Genomic DNA, 17,461 nt, shown 5'->3' with positions numbered 1-17,461 from the left:
CGCCTCGAGTCGATTAGAGTTCGTCGAAGACGAACTGGTTGTGCGCCGTTCCGTCGTGGTCCCAGAGGATGATGTTCGTCCCGGGCGCTTCGTTCGCACCCTCGACATCGAACCCTTGATCTGCGCCGTCAGGATGGATCGTGTAGACGAACTCGCCATCCGGGGTGAAGATGGGCTCGAGCGACCAGCGCTGGTGGGCTGCGCCGGTATCCTCGGCGACGACGACGCTCTGGCCGTCGTCGATGTCGCCGTCTTCGACGCTCAGGACCTCGCCAGTCCCCTCGAGTTCGATGCGGTAGAGATCGCCATCTTCCTCGACGATCCAGCGCTGGTCGTCCGCGCCGTCCCACTCGTCCATGACGACATTGTCGCCATCAGCCGTGACGGGCATACCGGTGTGGTTCGCGTTCAGCCGATAGGTGCCGGCATCGACCGTCTCGAGGTCGATGCTGCCCTCGCTGGCCTGGGTCTTGTCGATAACGTACGAGAGCGTGAGATTCTCGCCGGGGTCTGTCTCCCACTCGATGACGAGGTCCCACGCGTCGCCAGTCCACTCGAAGTAGTGTGACCAGGCCGTCGGACTGGAGGGTGCTTCCTCGAGTTCGGCGCGCAGGTCGAAATCGGCGTTGAACCGCTCGTGAATGTCGCTGATGCGTGCGGCTTCCTCGCCGCCGCTCGTGAGCGTGACTGTGCCCGAGGCGTAGCCGCCGCCGAGGTTGTCGCGGACGATGGTGTTCAGCGCGTTGACTTCGATGTTCTCCTCGCCGGCGTCGCGAACGTCGTTGTTGACGATGCGGCCGTTGCGGCCGAAGAACTCGATGCCGCGAGTCTGGGTCGGGTCGTCCGGCGCGCCGTCGCCGTCGGGAAGGGTGATCTCGGCGCGTTCCTCCTCGGAGAGATCGTCGACGATGTGAAGGTTCGACACCGAGAATCCGTTTGCGGTCGAGGTAACGCCGGCGCGGACGACGTTTTTGACGAGTCCGCCCTGAATCGTGATGTTCTCGACGGCGTCGACGACGATACCGTGGTATCGCGCGCCGATGATGTTGACTTCGCCAATCGTGATCTCGTTGGAATCGGTCGTGAGGTGAATCCCACGCGGGGCATCCCGGCTGACGACCTGCCCGACGGAGACGTTCTCACAGCCGTTTGCACAGCGAAAGGTCGCATACCAGGTCGGCGACTCGGGGTTTTCGCCGACGACGTTGTTGACCGCTGCGTTTTCTGTCTCGTTCAGAATCACGGCAGAGCCCTCCATGTCGACACCGATGACCTGATCGATCACGACACGTTCGGCGTCGTACGTCTCGACGGCGTGGTGGCGGCCGCCCTCGACGTAGACCGAACTGATGAAAATGTCCGACGTGGGGTCGTCTCGAGCGCGGGCGTCGATTCGAACGGCTTCGAAGAACGAACCGACCCAGCCCGGATCTGCCAGAATCTCCTCGCGGCTGGCGTCGGGATCGAACGAGGTTGGCGGCCAGCCGGGGGCGTCGACCTCCCAGTAGTAGTCGAAGCCGTCGGTGTCGCTAAAGCGAATGTCGATGTCGCCGAGCCTGATGTCGTCGGTGTCCTGAATCCAGATTCCGAACCGCGGATTCCCACGGACCGTCAGGCGCGGGATTTCGATTGCCTCTTCGTCGAAGGCACGGATCGGAATCACCATCGGCTGGTCGCCGGTGTCTTCGACGTAGATCGTCCCCTGAACGTCCAGGATGGTGTAACTCGGCAGTTCGATCTGCGTGAGGTCCTCCGCTGGGCCGAGCGTCCCCGACGCGGTGACCAGAACCGTTTCCTTCTCGGTCCGACCCTCGCTCAGACTGTCGACGGCGGTCTGAATTGCCTTCCGGTAGTCCGTCCCGCTGTAGACGGTCGTCTCAGCGGTATCAGCGTGATAGATTCCTTCGTCGTCCTCCCAGACGACGACCTCGGGCGTCCGGGCCGGTGTGTGAACGTGTCCCGTCTGGAGTCGCTCGAGGTTGTACAGTCCGTTGTCGCCCGCATCCACGTCCGCGTCCCACTCGTACCACGGTTGATTCCCGGTGACGGGGCCGTCGCCGTTGGCTTCGCCTCGAGCGCTCGCCGACCCCGAAAGCGCGACGCCAAGGCCGGTTGCACCGAGCATCGCCAGTGCCCCGCGTCGCCCGAGCGACAGCCCGGACGGCTCCGTGTTCGGTCGGGAGTGTTTCCGCCCCTTGCTTCCGTTCGCGTTCGTCTGCTTTGGACTGTGCTGTCCAGCGTGATTGCTATCGTTGCCCATGTTAATTACTGTCGCTCCTGCGACAGCGTAACGCTCAATATATCATTATATAATATTTTCGTCTTAGAATAATTGTGTTGGTTCCGCGTCACCACTGTGACGACTATGCTGTTCAATAGCAAGACCCAAATCCCAGCCCGCGGTAACACCACGCAAGCAATGGCGACACTAGAGACGTTCGAAACGAACCTCGAGGCGGTCCGAACCCGGATCACTCGAACGAACACGGCAGGATTCACGGACACAATTGCTGCCGTCATCGACGACCCGGCTGTCGGCGTCGAACTGCCGTTCGAGGACCTCTCGCTTGCGGAGACGGGCGTCGTTTGCAACCCAACACCGACACAACTTCGCGAGGCCGCCTGTGGCGTGACGGCCGCGACGCTCGGCGTCGCAGACTACGGCTCCGTCATCCTCGAGTCGACGCCAGACGGTGCGGAGCTGTCGGCGCTGTTCCCCGAAACACACGTTATCGTCATCCGTGAGAGCGACGTCGTTCCCGACATGACCGCAGCGTTCGAGACCATGGGCGAGCGATTCCGCGAGGGGCGAAACGACGCCGTCATCGCCACCGGCCCGAGCGCGACCGCCGACATGGGCGAACTCGTCCACGGCGTCCACGGCCCGCGCGAAACGCACGCGATCATCGTGGAGGACGACTGATGGCAGCCGACCGAGCCCAAAAGGCAGAACGCATCCGGCATCTGCTGGCCACCGAGGGCGCAAGCGTCGAGGAGAACGCCCGCGGCTTCAACGACGGCCGCTACGAATCCGTTGCCCGACTCGAGGAGTACGAGGACTACAAGGACCGAGCGCGGGCGATCAAAGAAGACGCAATCGAGCACCTCCCCGACCTGATCGAGCAGGTTCGCGAGACGGTCGAAGCCAACGGCGGGACGGTCTATCTCGCCGAGGACGCTGCGGATGCCAATCGCTACGTTCGCGAGGTCGCCAGCGACACGGAGGCCGACACCGTCGTCAAATCGAAGTCGATGACGACCGAAGAAATCGAACTCAACGAGGCACTCGAGGCCGAAGGCAGCGAGGTCTGGGAGACTGACCTCGGCGAGTTCGTCCTGCAGGTCGCCGAGGAGGCCCCGAGTCACCTCGTCGCGCCGGCAATTCACCGCTCGTGTGAGGACATCGCCCACCTGTTTAACGAACACTTCGACACGGACGAGGACCTCGAGACGGCCCAGGAACTCACCGACTTCGCGCGGGAGTACCTCGGCGATCAGATCCGCGAGGCGGACCTCGGCATTACCGGCGCGAACTTCGTCACGGCGGATACGGGGACGATGGCGCTGGTGACCAGTGAGGGCAACGCCCGCAAGACCGTCGCCGTGCCGGACACCCACGTCGCAGTCGCGGGCGTCGAAAAGATCATTCCGACGTTCGAGGACCTCCAGCCGTTCGTCGAACTCATTGGCCGTTCGGGGACGGGCCAGGATATCACCTCCTACGTCTCGCTGTTCTCGCCACCGGTGTCGACGCCGCCAGTCGACTTCGAGAGCGACGAGCCGATCGCCGACGATCCGGATGACCGGGAGTTCCACCTCGTCTTGCTCGACAACGGCCGGATGGACATGCGCGAGGACGACCAGTTGCGCGAGACGCTGTACTGCATCCGCTGTTCGGCCTGTGCGAACTCGTGTGCGAACTTCCAGTCCGTCGGCGGCCACGCCTTCGGCGGCGAGACCTACACCGGCGGCATCGCGACCGGGTGGGAAGCCGGCGTCCACGGCCAGGACAGCGCCGCGGAGTTCAACGACCTCTGTACCGGCTGCTCGCGCTGTGTCAATCAGTGTCCGGTCAACATCGACATCCCGTGGATCAACACCGTCGTTCGCGACCGGATCAACCACAGCGGCGAGGACGGCCAGTTCGACTTCCTCGTCGAGGGACTCACACCCGACGCAGAACCAGCCGGACTCGATCTCCAAAAGCGGTTCTTCGGAAACTTTTCGACGCTCGCGAAACTCGGCTCCGCGACCGCGCCGCTTTCGAACTGGGGAGCCGATCTCTCGCCCTCGAGGTGGCTCATGGAGCGCGTCCTCGGCATCGACCGGCGGCGCGAACTTCCGCGGTTCGAACGCGAGACGTTCGTCGAGTGGTTCCGCAACCGCGACGTCCCCCGCTCTGTCGACGCCGACTACCACGCCGTTGTCTATCCCGACCTCTACACGAATCACGTCCGGACCGAGCGCGGGAAAGCCGCCGTTCGAACGCTCGAGGCGCTCGGCGTCGCCGTCGAAGTACCCGATGTGGCTTCCTCGGGACGCGCACCGCTCTCGCAAGGGATGGTCGACACCGCTGCGGGTCACGCTGACGAGGTTGCAGCCGATCTCGAGTCCTATCTCGAGGCGGGCTACGACGTGGTCGTCATCGAGCCGAGCGATCACGCGATGTTCCAGCGGGAGTACGAGAAACTGCTCTCCGAGGAACAGCACGAGTCACTCGCAGACCGGAGCTACGAGGTGTTCGAGTACATCTACGGGCTTCTCGAGAACGGCGCTGATATCTCCGAGTTACGGAACGCTGACCGAGGCGCGACCGAGGAAATCGCCTACCACTCACACTGCCAGCAGCGCACGCTCGGCCTCGAGTCGTACACGACGGCCGTCCTCGAGGACCTCGAGTACGACGTGCTCACCTCCGATGTGGAGTGTTGTGGCATGGCCGGCAGTTTCGGTTACAAGAGCGAGTACTACGAACTGAGTATGGACGTGGGGAGCCGTCTCGGCGAGCAGTTCGAGACGCCCGAGGCAGCGGATCGGACCGTCGTCGCCAGCGGAACGTCCTGCCTCGAGCAACTGGATTCACTGTTGACGCGCCAGCCTCGCCACCCGATTACGCTCATCGAACCACCGAAATCGTAGCGCGATGGTTGTAGTCGGTGATTCTGGATTTATGTGAACCGTTGGCGTCTCTTCCAGTGCGACCACCACCGTCTTGTGGTCACTGGCCAATCAGGACAACAGACTATCTCACTGTCTCACAGTGGTGCCTGTGGAGAGAGCGTCCTTCCTGTCCGGTGGCTTCGGCTGTTCGTTGACCCATGGAGGGATGCGTTCTGTGCTCGGCCACTCGAGGAACCGCTCGGAGAGCGCCTGCACTAACCCGCAGTTCGACTTTCTCTCCGTTCATCTTGTGTCACTGTGTCCCACAGATGTCCGTTATCACCGGACGAAGGCCAAGCCGAGCGCTCTGGTGCAATAACAGCGTTCTGTGATGAGGTTCCCAGTTACACTTGAGTAGATACACATGTATTTACTACCGTATGAATGTAATATCTCGAGCAAAGTCTGTCGTCTTTCTCGTCGTCAGGTCCGGTTGTCCCGGATTTAGATTCGTGATGTATTGATGCTCGTTCCGGTAAAACGGTGGCTACAGGAATTGAAACGCCCGTAGTGCATTGATTCGGTTATCCCGGACGTAAGACAACCAGCCCGTCATTTTCTGGAAGGGTAAGTATCTTTACATAATGTTTTTCACCTCCCCCAGCATCGGCATAGCTACCGGAACGTTCCGGTAACTGGCACCACTTCACCAACCGCACCTTGCGGTCCCTGGCATATTCACCGGCGGCGGGAACTCCCCCTCTCGCCGCAGTCTCGGCCGGCCGGGAACAGGAGCCACGACGTGTGCGCCGCGACATCGCATACGTCGAACGGTCCCGGCCTCGAGATCTGCCAGTCGAATCCTGTCACTCCTCAGCGACGGGTGAGTCCGACTCAACTGCCCACGAGAGCGAACAGCGACTTTGAAGGACTATGCTGTCTAATCCTGTGTCAATGACACACCACGTCACCTGCACGCTGTACGGTCCCCTGCGAGAGATCGTTGGCACGAAATCACTCGAGCGAGAAATCGACGATGAGGCCACCGCTGGCGGCGTGTTCGACGACCTCGTTGCGGAGTATCCCGACCTGCGAGCGCTGCTGTTCGACGAGGACGGGACGTTCAGCGATTCCGTGAGCGTCATGAAAAACGGCCGGAACGTCGCCTTCGAGGACGGCGTCGATACCGCACTCGAGGATGGCGATACGCTCAGTGCGTCGCCGCCGGCAGAAGGTGGCTCCGAGCGGTAACGGGACTGGTTAGTCCGCCGTCGCTTCCGACTCGAGGGCGTCAGTCGGCACCGTGCCGTCGTCGTTCCAGCCGCGCAGTTCGTAGTACTCCTCGATTGAAGACTCGAGATCCGGCAGGTCGTATGGGAGTCGGTCTTCGGCGGCGTCGTAGCCACGCTGGTTTCGGAAGTGACGCTCGAGTTCGACGACGCGCGAGCCAACCTCGAGGAGGTCGTCATAGTCGGCGTCGAACAGGAGTTCGAAGCGCTCGCCCTCGACGGCGCGGCCGACGCCGAACTGGCAGATGATGCCACAGTCGCGGAAGGCGTTGCGGTTTTCGTTTTCGATCACGAGTCCGGCTTTGCCTGCGGTCCCCTGTGGGTCGATCTCACCGCCGTACTCGTCGCCGAGCGTCGTCGAGTACATGTGGTCGCCGCCGCGGTTCGCCACAGCGTAGGAGAGTCCCTGGCCGTGGAGTGCGCGGCCGTCGTGGGCGGCGAACTCCATGCCCTTGACAGTGAAGTTCTCGACGCCGAGGTCGTCGTGGATACGAGCAACGCCCTCCGCGAGCTGGTCGCCCTCGTCCTCGCGGAACGCGATTTTCTCGAGAAGATCGTGGACGAGCTCGGCGTTGCCGAACTCGTCGTTGGCTGCGAGGTAGGCTGCAACGGTGACGCCGGCCGAGATGGTGTCCATACCGTACTGGTCGCACAGCTCGTTGGACTTCATCAGGTCGACGATGTCGCCGACGCCACAGTTCGAGCCCAGCGAGTAGACCGTCTCGAGTTCGGGGCCTTCGGTTTCAACGCCGCGTTCTTCGTCCTTGGTCGGGAGTTTACACGCAAAGGCACAGACCGAACAGGAGGCCTTCGTGTACTTTTTCTCCTCGATGGCGTCGCCGTGGATCTGGTCGATGTCTTCGAACGACTGCTCGGAGAAGTACCGCGTCGGGAACGAAAAGTTGTCGTTGACGAACTCGACGGAACTGGACGTTCCCTGCCGGCGCATCATGTCGTCGCTGGTCGCGGCCTCCCGATGGACCGTCGAGTGAATCTCCTCGGCGTCTGCTGGCATCTCGAGGTCGGGCGCGGAGTCGCCCTGGAACGAGATGCACTTGACGTTTTTCGCGCCCATGACCGCACCGAGACCGCCGCGGCCGAACGCGCGACTGTCGTAGGTCATCACGCAGGCGAAGCGAACGCCGTTCTCGCCGGCGGGACCGATGGTCGCGAGGTTCTCGGCCTCGAGGCCGTGGCGGTCGTTCATCGCGGCCGTGACCTCGGTGACAGTGGCTTCCTCGAGTTCGGGCACTGCCTCGAATTCGACGCCCTCGTCGGTGACGTGGACGGCGAGCAGTTCGTCGCTTTCACCGACGAGTTCGACGGCGCTGTGACCAGTGTCGACGAAGTTTCGCGAGAGGTAGCCACCAGCGTTGGCGGAGGCGACGCCGTCTGTCAGCGGCGAGAGCGCGGTACAGTTCATTCGGCCGGTAAAACTCATCTGGGATTGCTGGAGTGGGCCAGCCGAAAGGTAGAAGCGATTTTCAGGCCCGTAGGGGTCTGCATCGAACGGAATGCGGTCGTGGGCAAGTTTGGTTGCGACACCGCGACCGCCGACGAACGCCTCGAGTTCCTCGTCGATGGATTCGGTCACCGACGACCGCTCACCGACATCAATCGAGCACAGCGTTCCTGTAGCGTGTAGCATATCATGATCGATGCAACAGATAGGCAAAAAGCTAGGGATTATCGAGGATCGACTCGAGTCGTTTGCCGGTATTTCTCACCTCGGACAGCAGCGAGCAAACAGACTAATAGTCATGCGTACTAGCTGTTCAGCACATGACCGAAACGGACGCAGACGGGGTCGCGATACGCGGGACGGACGGCCGCGAGAGCGACGGGACAGACCGTGCGGCGACCACCTCGCTCGTAACCGACTCGGCTGCACCAATTCGGTACGTCGGCGATGAGTCGGTCGTCGACATCGCAACCGGCGACCTACAGGACGATATCGAGCGCGTGACGGGCCATCGACCGGCCCGCGAACACGGCCTCGAGGACTGCGGTGAGCGAGCCATCGTCGTTGGAACGTACGGCGTCAACGATGCCTTTGATCGCGCGCTCGAGCAGATTTTCGCGACTCACGAGAGCGGAGACGATTTCGGACTCGAGGGGCCGGAGAGCTACCTCATCGCTGCGGACTCAGCAGCCGGTGCTTCCGACGCCGCCGTCCCGTTTGACGCCGAGGAGGTGTTGCTCATCGCCGGCAGTGATCCCCGTGGGACGGCCTACGGCGTCTACGAATTTGCACGGAAAATCGGCGTTTCGCCGTGGTACTGGTGGGCAGATGTCCCGACTGCAGACCACGACGAATTACACGTCCAGTGCGGCCTCGAGCGGTCGGGTCCGCCGTCGGTTCGATATCGCGGCGTGTTCATCAACGACGAGGATTTCGGCATTCGCGAGTGGGCACAACAAACCCACGAACCCGAGGTGCCGGACGGAATCGGGCCGAAAACGTACGAACGGCTGTTCGAACTGCTCTTGCGGCTCAAAGCGAACACGATCTGGCCGGCGATGCACGACGGGACGAAGGCGTTCTATTTCTGTGACGGGAACAAGGAGGCCGCCGAACGCTATCACATCGTCGTCGGAACCTCTCACTGCGAGCCGATGCACCGGAACAACGTCGGCGAGTGGGACGCTGACGCGCTCGGCGAGTGGAACTACGAGACTAACGCCGAGACGATCCGTCAGTACTGGACCGACCGCGTGGAAGACGTCGCCGGCGCAGAGAACATGTTCACCATCGGGATGCGCGGCATTCACGATTCGGGGATGCCCGGCGGTGACACGCTCGAGGAGCGCGCCGACTTGCTTCAGCAGGTGATCGACGATCAGCGTGAGATTCTCGAGGCCCACCACGAGTCGCCGGTCGAGTCCGTCCCGCAAATTTTCTGTCCGTATAAGGAAACGCTCGAGATCTATCGCAGTGGCGTCGACGTTCCCGACGACGTCTGTCTCGTCTGGCCCGACGATAACTTCGGGTTCATGCGTCGGCTGCCGAGGGCGGACGAGCGGGAGCGAGCCGGCGGCCACGGCGTCTACTACCACCTCTCCTACTGGGGCCGCCCGCACGACCACCAGTGGCTCTGTACCATCCCGCCCGCGCTGATCCGACAGGAACTGGTGCGAGCCTATCGCCACGGCGCTGACACGCTCTGGATCGCCAACGTCGGCGACCTCAAACCCGCCGAAAAAGAGACCGAGTACTTCCTCGAGTTGGCCTGGGATCTCGAGGGGACCGCGGCGCGTTCGGAGACGGAGTGGCTGGCAGACTGGGCTGCCCGCGAGTTCGGACCGGAACACGCAGACGACATCGCAGACGTACTTTCGGAATACTACCGACTCGCGCTCGCGCGAAAGCCCGAACACCTCGGCTGGAACAGCGTCTATCCGAACACCGAGAAGAACGAACCCGAGTTCAGCGCGATTGCACACGGCGACGAGGCCGAGCGCCGACTCGAGGACTACGAACGGATCGACGAACGAGCCGCCGATATCGCATCGTCGCTGCCCGACGACGCACGGACAGCGTTTTTCCACCTCGTCGAGTACCCGATTCGAGCGTCGCGGGCGATCAACGAGGGCGTGCTCACGGCGATGCGAAGTCGTCTCTATGCAGGACAGGGACGAACGGGCGCTGAGAGGTACGCCCAGTACGCCGATAACGCGTTTGCGCACCTCGAGGCGGCGACGAGACAGTACAACGCGACATCGGACGGCAAGTGGCGACGAATGATGTCCGCGAGCCCGCGGGAGTTGCCCGCGTTCGACCTGCCTGCAACCGGCGGCGTAACCGACGAGCAGGCACCGACGCTCGAGGTGACCGCCGAAGGTGAGAGTGGCGTCGCTGGCACCGGACCACAATCCCGACAAGTGCCGACAGTCGTCCAGGGACTCGAGCGCCGACGGTTCATCGACTGCTACAATCGCGGTTCGGGAGAAATCGAGTGGGAGGCGACGACCGACCCCGAGTGGCTCTCCATAGCGCACACGTCGGGGACGTTTGAGGACGAGGAGCGCCTCTGGGTCGGTGTCGACTGGGACGATGCGCCCGCCGAACCAGCGACTGGGACGATACAGCTCACTGGCGCTGGTCGCGAACTCGAGGTGTCGGTGCCGATTCAGCCGCGGCCGCTGTCGGCGGTCGGCGACAACGAACCCGAGGCTCGTACGCCACTGTTCATCGAATCGAACGACCGGATCGCACTCGAGGCCGAGCAGCCGACTGCACTCGAGCAGGGCGACACCCGTTGGGAAGCCGTCGACGGACTCAGTCGAACGACCGGGAAAACGATGGTGAGCCGGCCGATTGACGGCCCGCGACTCGCCGACGCCGAGACTCTCACGGCGGACGCGGCCCGCCTCGAGTACGACCTCGAGATTTTGAGTGCGGTTGCGGAGGTGTGTGTCGAAGTCCATCTCCTGCCGACGCACGCGCCGACCGACGAGACGCCCCACCGGTACGCCGTTGCAGTTGACGACGAGGAGCCGACAGTCGTCGACTTCGACGCGAACGGCGGCGAGCACGACCCGCAGTGGCAGGAAAACGTGCTCCGCTCGAGTGTTCTCTCACGAACGCACCACGAGGTGTCAGCTCCCGGCCGGCAGACGCTCTCGGTGTACGCGGTCGATCCGAGCGTCGTCATCGACCGCATCGTCGTCTCCACGGGCGACGACACCCGGCGGTCGTATCTCGGCCCTCGCGACACTCGAGACAGACGACTCGAGTGACAGCGCTACGTCTGTTTCTGGTATGCAAAGAACAATGTGTGTGACTGGCACACTATCCGCTATGAGTCTCGAAAAACTCCCGCGGCTCGGGTTGGGAACGTACTCCGAAGGCGACCGCGAGCAGTGGACCGACCGCGTCCAGACGGCCCTCGAGGTCGGCTATCGCCACGTCGATACGGCACAGGGGTACGGCAACGAGGCGTATCTCGGCGACGGACTCGCGCAGACGAGTGTCGACCGCGACGGGATATTTCTCGCGACGAAGGTCGATCCGGGGAACCTCGCATACGAGGACGTGATCAACTCGGTCGAAGACAGCCTCGAGCGCCTGCAGACGGAGTACGTCGATCTGTTGTACGTCCACTGGCCAATCGACACCTACGACGCCGAGGAGACGCTGTCGGCGTTCGACGAGTTGCGCGACCGCGGGCTGATCCGTCACGTTGGGGTCTCGAACTTCGAACCGGACCAACTCGACCGTGCGCGTGACGTTCTGGACGCCCCGATTGTCGCTCACCAGGTTGAATGCCATCCGTTCCTCCAGCAAGACGAGTTGCGAGCGTACGCCCGCGAGCACGATCACTGGCTCGTCGCGTTCTGCCCGCTCGCGAAAGGCGAGGTGTTCGGAACGTCGACCGACCGCGACATCGACGACCCGTTCGCGACGCCGATCACGTTCGACGTCTCCGCCATTCCGGACATCGCCGACAAACACGATACGACGCCCGCACAGGTGTCGCTTGCATGGTTGCTCTCGAAAGAGAACGTCGCCGCGATTCCAAAGGCCAGTTCTGCGGCCCATATGCGTGACAATCTCGAGGCACAACACCTCTCGCTTGAGCAGGCAGATCTCGAGCGGATCGACGCCCTCGAGCACGAGCACCGACTCATCGATCCGGAGTTCGGCCCCTGGAATCAGGAGCGCGCATAACGGACGTGTCCGGCGTCGGGTGCCGCCTTCCGAACCATTACGTATGTGGTGTGTGAACGACCCCTATGAACGTACTCGTTATCGGCGGCACGGGATTGATCAGCACCGGGATCGTTCGACAGCTAGTCGAGGCGGGCCACGACGTGACGGCGTTTCACCGCGGCGAAACCACAAAACCGCTGCCTGACTCGGTCGAGCACATCTACGGCGACCGGACGGAGTACGATGAGTTCGAGGCACGGATGGCTGACCTCGAGGTCGAGTGTGTAATCGACATGGTCTGTTTCCAGCCTGCGGATGCTCGAAGTGCAATTCGGGCGTTCGAGGGGGAGATCGAGCAGTTCATTTTCTGTAGTACAGAGTCGGTCCACAGCCGTCCGTTCGAGTCGATGCCAGTCGGCGAAGACGCACCACGAGCACCGGCGACGACGGACTACGGCGCGAACAAAGCCGACTGCGAGGACCTGTTCATGGACGCCCATCACGACGGCGCATTCGAGACGACGATCATCCGCCCCTGGTCGACCTACGGCGAAGGCGGCTCGATCTTGCACACGTTCGGCACCGAAACGTACTACATCGACCGAATCCGCCGTGGGAAGCCGATTGTCGTCCACGGCGACGGCAGCGGCGTCTGGGGCCCGTGCCATCGAGACGATGTCGCTCGAGCGTTCGTCAACGCCGTCGACAACGAGCGGGCGTTCGGTGAGGCCTATCTCGTCACGAGCGAGGAGAACATGTCCTGGCGGCAGTACCACCGCCGAGTTGCCGAGGCACTCGATGCGCCCGAGCCGGACCTCGTACAGATTCCGACCGATATCTTGCGGGCGGTCGCCCCGGACCGAACCACCCATCTCGAGGACTTTCTCCAGTACAGCGCCGTCTTCGATAACACGAAGGCCAAACGGGACCTCGACTTCGAGTACACGGTCGACTGGGAGACGGGCGTCGAGCGGACGGTTGCGTGGCTGGACGATCACGACGAAATTCAGGATAGCGACGCCGTCCCGTTCGATGATCGCCTCATCGACGCGTGGGAGAACGCACGCGCCGACGTTCTCGCTCAGTTTGAAGTGTCGTAGTGGTACTATAGTAGCCACTGCAAGTCAATGCACACCTGATCGCCAGACGGATGCGCGGTTCGGAACGAACGGAGTGAATGAGAACCGCGGGTTAGCGAGTGGGGAGGTACGACCCGTGAGCAGGCTCGGAGATCAGTGTGTAACTAGTTGTAGTTGTTACTATAGCTTGAATCCCCGGCTAGCGAAGGTTTTTGTGTCCATCGACGGAGGAACATGCCATGGCGACACACCTCACACAGGGACCGGACGCTGGTCGAACCTGGCCGGCCGAACGGGAGACGACAACCGATCCGGTGACGGGCGCGACCGTCCACCGACTGACGACGCATCCAGCGGGTGACTGGCATCTGTACTTTACCGAACCGGCGTTTTACGACGACGGCGACCGGCTCCTGCTGCGTTCGGACCGGGGCGACACCCGAAACCTCTACTCGATTTCCCTCGAGTCAGGCGAACTCACGCAACTGACCGATCTTCCCCACGATATCGGCGGCGTCACGCGGTTTCCGAACCATCCCGTTGCGCTCTTCTGGTGTGACCAACACCTCGTCTCGCTCGACCTCGAGACGCGCGCACTCGAGACCCACTACACGCTGCCCGCGGGGTACAACGGGGGCCATCTCGGTGGGACGGCAGATGGAACCCGAGCCGTCGCTGCGATCTCGGAACAACTCGACCTCGACGAGGAGAAGGATCCGGAAGACCGCGAGGCGTGGATGGCCAAGCGACTCGAGGCGAAGCCACACTCGCAGGTCATCTCGGTCCCGATTGACGAACCAGAGCGAGAGCCAACGGTACACGTCGATACGGACCGCTGGCTCACACACGTCAATCCCTCGCCCGCGCCGGAGCACTCGGAACTAATTACGTACTGCGAGGAAGGCCCCTGGGAAGACGTCGACAGAATCTGGGGACTAAACCTCGAGACCGACGAGACGTGGCAGATTCGACCGACTGCTGAAGACGAGGCTGTTGGCCACGAGTACTGGTTGGACGACGGCGAGTACGTCGGGTATCACGGCTGGGAAGGCTCTCGTGAGGAGCCAACTGCCTTTTTCGGTCAGGTCCGCTACGACGGCACGGACCGCCGCGAATGGCCCGCACCCGACATCTACACGCACTTTCATAGCCGGACTCGAGACCTCGTCGTCGGTGATGGCTCCCATCGCGGCCCCCAGGCGCTGTTGCTCTGGCAGTGGGACGACGAGACGGAGACGTACGACGATCCGCGAGCGCTTGCGACCCACGACTGGGCGGGCGATGACGACGTTCATCCGCACTCTCGGATGAGTCCAGACGGTTCCCGTGTTGCTTTCGACAGCTCACAGGGTGGGACCGACAGCGACGTGTACTTGGTTGAGATCCCCGACAACCGCTCGGAACTGCCCCCACTCGAGGAAATTCCCTCGGAGAGTGACCGTCGTCGGTCGCGATAGCTCGTCCGGTAAGAGCGAACGCCTGTGAGGTGTCGGCTACTGATTCAGGACGGCTTGAGCAGAATTTTTACACAAGTACAACTGTATTGTGCCGTCGAATGGGCGCTGTTTGTGCTGGAATGTATCGTCTGGCAGTGCTCGTGACTCTACGGTTTGCAGTCGGAAACGGTCGGCTATGTGTCTCTCGTGTCCCAATTACATCCTGTGCGACCGGAAATCATCCGGCAATAACGGACGTTTGGACATGCTGGTGCGACGTTGGGACGAGTCTGTCTTCGCTGTTGTCCGCTCGTTCCCTGTCGCTATTGGGTCTCTCGCGATCCTATGGCGAAAGGAGACGCGAAGACGTCAGGTTTCGGGTACGTTTCGGAACTGAACTGCGTTCGTTTCGACAGTTCTTGAGGTAGTTTGTCCGCTCGTGCCGGACAACTTCCGTGAGCGGTTCGTAATAGTCACCGCGTACGACTGTCACGCAGTTCAGCGGAATTCTCGGAGCCAGTAGGCTGTTTCTGTCGGGTCGTGGCGTGTCCGTCGGTCGATTGTACTACTGCAAGCGCTGTACGCTACCGAGAATCACTCTTAGTTCCAGAGACAGTGGTGGGTCTCACTCAAAACGTATCGAACGCGTCGAAGCCGGTGTAGGTAAGGATGGCAACGAGAGCCAGCATGATGAGACTGAGCGCCAACGTGATTGTCGCAGCAACGTAGGACTCACTCCCCGGTTCGAGAAACGGATAGGAGAACGCAAGCAAGACGAGTACGACCATATTGAACGCAAACACCAACTTGAGCACGGGTCGAGTACGATTCATCGCTCGAGTAATTGGCCGGCGATGAAATATAAGTTTGTGCTCCGCTGTGGGATCTCGTTTCGTTCTGACTCTGTCACTGGCTGAGACGGATTGATTGGAAAAATATATATGGTTCTATCATGAATACCTGGTCGATGCCAACGAATAGCAATGACTGGCCTAGTGCGATTACTCGGCGGACTGCGTTAAAAGCCGGGGTCGCGGGTGGTGTCGCAGCACTTGCTGGATGTGCGACCGACGAAGGGAACGGAAACGGAGACGTTGCTGGTGACCGCGACCCAGTTGACGAACGAGTCGAGCGCCAATTCACCAAGTCGCTTCACCGGGGGACCTACGGGATGGACAACGCCTCGTGGAATCCGTACGATCCATCCAACGAGATGGCGAACTTCGATCCACCGGGACTGATCTACGACCCACTGCTCGTCCACTACCACAGCCACGATACGTTCCAGGGCGTGATCGCGGACAACTGGGAAGACGAGGGTGACTCTCTCTTGCTCGAGCTCAGTGACGAGTGGACATGGCACAATGGCGATCCAGTCACAACGGCTGATATCGCGACGGATATGGATATCCGCTTCCGTATTTCTGATATTACTTCTCCGGATTCTCCGGCGAGTACGTACATCGAGGACTACGAAATCGTCGACGACTACGCGATTCGATACCACCTTCGCGACGAGTTCACCATGGAGTCCGTCCTCGCCAACGAACTGGCGGACGACCTCATAATCATCAACGAAGACGTTGGCTCGCCATCCTTTGGCGAGTGGCGCGACGACCTCATGGACGTCGATGCCGACAGTGACGATGCAACACAACTGGTCTCGGACTTCCAGGAATGGTCGCCCGAGATCGACGACGTCGTCGGAAACGGCCCCTTCGAACTCGAGGAAGTCACGGACACTTCCTTCGTTGGAACGGTCTACGACGACCACCCGAACGCGGACAACATCTACTTCACGGAGTACGTCATCGAACACCACGAGGACCAGGTGCTTGCGTTCATGGAGGAGTCGGTCGACGCTATTGGCCTCAATCTGCCGGAGTCGCCTGACGTCATGGAACAGCTTCCCGCCCACCACGAGATCAACCGGGATTACGACCACCTCTGGTCGATTCTGTTCAACTTCGGTGACTACGGCTGGTCCGATTCGCCGGCCAGCGATCCGACGAATCAGCCGATTACGGCCGATGAGAACGTCCGAAAGGCCATCGCGTGTGCACTCGACCGCGAACAAATCTGGGCGTCCGTGCCACAGGAGTACGAACTGTACGAACTGCCACCGACGTTCCTCAACCAGACCGCCGTCGACGAAGGCCTCGTCGACATCGATGGCTACGACAACTACGACGTCGATCTCGAGCGGGCAACGCAGCTGATGGAGGACGCGGGCTACGAACTGGACGACGGAACGTGGTACGACGACGACGGCGAGCCAGCCGAACTCGAGTTGCTGGCTCAGTCGGGAACGAGCGTGCAAGTCGACGCACTTGACTCCATACAGTACCAGCTCAACGAGTTCGGATTCGACGCAAATCTCAACGCAGTCGACGAGGCGACGTACGGTGAGAGCCGCTTCAACGGCGACCACGACCTCCTCTTTGACAACCACCCTGTATTCTCCATTATGGGGCTAACCTTCGTTGATTTCGTCTGGGAGTGGTTCAGCCAACTGAACCACGCGGACTACGAGAACGAAGAGTGGGATGTCCCTGATGAGATCGGCAACCCCGACGCCAGCGGGACGATGAGTCTCAATGTCATGGACGAGATCGAACAGCTCCACCTCACCGGCGAGGACGAGTACCTCGAGCGGCTGACCTGGTGGTACAACCAGTCGCTGCCGATGTACGGCTGTGTCATCGCGGGTGACTACGGGGCAATCCGCTCTGATGAGTGGCACGTCGATGGCCCCGACGAACTCCTCGACAACCGTGTTGGTGAGTTCAACCTGACGAAGATCCCGGATGGCGAACTGATCCCGTACGAAGAGTAATCTCACTCTCTCCCATATCGTCTTCATTTGCCACGGTACAGAACACCACAATACTAATGATACCGTAT

Annotated in this window: 11 protein-coding genes; 8 read left to right on the top strand and 3 right to left on the bottom strand. The window is 61.5% G+C overall.

The window, feature by feature from the left end; all coding sequences use genetic code 11:
• Positions 1-13: 13 nt before the first annotated feature.
• Positions 14-2,260 (bottom strand): RICIN domain-containing protein, encoded by a 2,247-nt coding sequence (locus B2G88_RS03250; protein WP_087713955.1) that lies wholly within the window; start codon positions 2,258-2,260, stop codon positions 14-16.
• Positions 2,261-2,419: 159 nt separating this feature from the next.
• On the opposite strand from B2G88_RS03250, the gene B2G88_RS03245 reads away from it, so the two are divergent.
• The 3 genes from B2G88_RS03245 (at position 2,420) to B2G88_RS03235 (ending at position 6,351) form a co-directional block, all read left to right on the top strand.
• A complete protein-coding gene (locus B2G88_RS03245; protein ID WP_087713954.1) occupies positions 2,420-2,923 on the top strand; it encodes a LutC/YkgG family protein in 504 nt (167 codons plus the stop codon).
• Positions 2,923-5,139, top strand: coding sequence for an LUD domain-containing protein (locus B2G88_RS03240; RefSeq protein ID WP_054862245.1), 2,217 nt, complete (start codon positions 2,923-2,925; stop codon positions 5,137-5,139). Before B2G88_RS03245 ends, B2G88_RS03240 begins: the two co-directional genes overlap by 1 nt.
• 915 nt (positions 5,140-6,054) lie before the next feature.
• Positions 6,055-6,351 carry a ubiquitin-like small modifier protein 1 gene (locus B2G88_RS03235; RefSeq protein ID WP_054862246.1) on the top strand — a complete coding sequence of 99 codons (297 nt, stop codon included), beginning with the start codon at positions 6,055-6,057 and terminating at the stop codon, positions 6,349-6,351.
• 9 nt (positions 6,352-6,360) lie between these two features.
• Here B2G88_RS03235 and B2G88_RS03230 read toward each other — a convergent pair whose 3' ends face one another.
• Positions 6,361-8,037, bottom strand: a complete 1,677-nt coding sequence (locus B2G88_RS03230) for an aldehyde ferredoxin oxidoreductase C-terminal domain-containing protein (protein ID WP_087713953.1) — start codon at positions 8,035-8,037, stop codon at positions 6,361-6,363.
• A 134-nt stretch (positions 8,038-8,171) separates the two neighbouring features.
• On the opposite strand from B2G88_RS03230, the gene B2G88_RS03225 reads away from it, so the two are divergent.
• From B2G88_RS03225 to B2G88_RS03210, 4 genes are all read left to right on the top strand, one after another.
• Complete coding sequence (locus tag B2G88_RS03225; RefSeq protein ID WP_087713952.1) at positions 8,172-11,129, top strand: glycosyl hydrolase 115 family protein; 2,958 nt, start codon at positions 8,172-8,174, stop codon at positions 11,127-11,129.
• A gap of 61 nt (positions 11,130-11,190) precedes the next feature.
• The gene (locus B2G88_RS03220) at positions 11,191-12,060 is read left to right on the top strand and encodes an aldo/keto reductase (protein WP_087713951.1); all 870 of its coding nucleotides are present in this window, start codon (positions 11,191-11,193) and stop codon (positions 12,058-12,060) included.
• Positions 12,061-12,125: 65 nt separating this feature from the next.
• Positions 12,126-13,142 carry an NAD-dependent epimerase/dehydratase family protein gene (locus B2G88_RS03215; RefSeq protein WP_054862250.1) on the top strand — a complete coding sequence of 339 codons (1,017 nt, stop codon included), beginning with the start codon at positions 12,126-12,128 and terminating at the stop codon, positions 13,140-13,142.
• A gap of 218 nt (positions 13,143-13,360) precedes the next feature.
• Complete coding sequence (locus tag B2G88_RS03210) at positions 13,361-14,578, top strand: oligogalacturonate lyase family protein (RefSeq protein ID WP_087713950.1); 1,218 nt, start codon at positions 13,361-13,363, stop codon at positions 14,576-14,578.
• Positions 14,579-15,186: 608 nt separating this feature from the next.
• On the opposite strand, the gene B2G88_RS03205 is transcribed toward B2G88_RS03210, so the two are convergent.
• Entirely contained in the window at positions 15,187-15,390 is a 204-nt protein-coding gene (locus tag B2G88_RS03205) for a hypothetical protein (protein ID WP_054862251.1), read from the bottom strand.
• Positions 15,391-15,524: 134 nt separating this feature from the next.
• On the opposite strand from B2G88_RS03205, the gene B2G88_RS03200 reads away from it, so the two are divergent.
• Positions 15,525-17,393: an ABC transporter substrate-binding protein gene (locus tag B2G88_RS03200; RefSeq protein WP_087714287.1), complete on the top strand. Its 1,869-nt coding sequence runs from the start codon at positions 15,525-15,527 to the stop codon at positions 17,391-17,393.
• Positions 17,394-17,461: the final 68 nt, after the last annotated feature.

The organism is Natronolimnobius baerhuensis (assembly GCF_002177135.1).
GTDB lineage: Archaea > Halobacteriota > Halobacteria > Halobacteriales > Natrialbaceae > Natronolimnobius > Natronolimnobius baerhuensis.
Note: the sequence above shows the minus strand (reverse complement) of the source record. Positions and strands in the feature narration are given on the sequence as shown.

Bases quoted from the DNA above. Each gene is read 5' to 3' on its own strand.
- B2G88_RS03245 (WP_087713954.1), top strand. From the start codon at position 2,420: ATGGCGACACTAGAGACGTTCGAAACGAACCTCGAGGCGGTCCGAACC.
- B2G88_RS03235 (WP_054862246.1), top strand. From the start codon at position 6,055: ATGACACACCACGTCACCTGCACGCTGTACGGTCCCCTGCGAGAGATC.
- B2G88_RS03205 (WP_054862251.1), bottom strand. From the start codon at position 15,390: ATGAATCGTACTCGACCCGTGCTCAAGTTGGTGTTTGCGTTCAATATG.
- B2G88_RS03215 (WP_054862250.1), top strand. From the start codon at position 12,126: ATGAACGTACTCGTTATCGGCGGCACGGGATTGATCAGCACCGGGATC.
- B2G88_RS03225 (WP_087713952.1), top strand. From the start codon at position 8,172: ATGACCGAAACGGACGCAGACGGGGTCGCGATACGCGGGACGGACGGC.
- B2G88_RS03230 (WP_087713953.1), bottom strand. From the start codon at position 8,037: ATGCTACACGCTACAGGAACGCTGTGCTCGATTGATGTCGGTGAGCGG.
- B2G88_RS03200 (WP_087714287.1), top strand. From the start codon at position 15,525: ATGCCAACGAATAGCAATGACTGGCCTAGTGCGATTACTCGGCGGACT.
- B2G88_RS03250 (WP_087713955.1), bottom strand. From the start codon at position 2,260: ATGGGCAACGATAGCAATCACGCTGGACAGCACAGTCCAAAGCAGACG.
- B2G88_RS03220 (WP_087713951.1), top strand. From the start codon at position 11,191: ATGAGTCTCGAAAAACTCCCGCGGCTCGGGTTGGGAACGTACTCCGAA.
- B2G88_RS03240 (WP_054862245.1), top strand. From the start codon at position 2,923: ATGGCAGCCGACCGAGCCCAAAAGGCAGAACGCATCCGGCATCTGCTG.
- B2G88_RS03210 (WP_087713950.1), top strand. From the start codon at position 13,361: ATGGCGACACACCTCACACAGGGACCGGACGCTGGTCGAACCTGGCCG.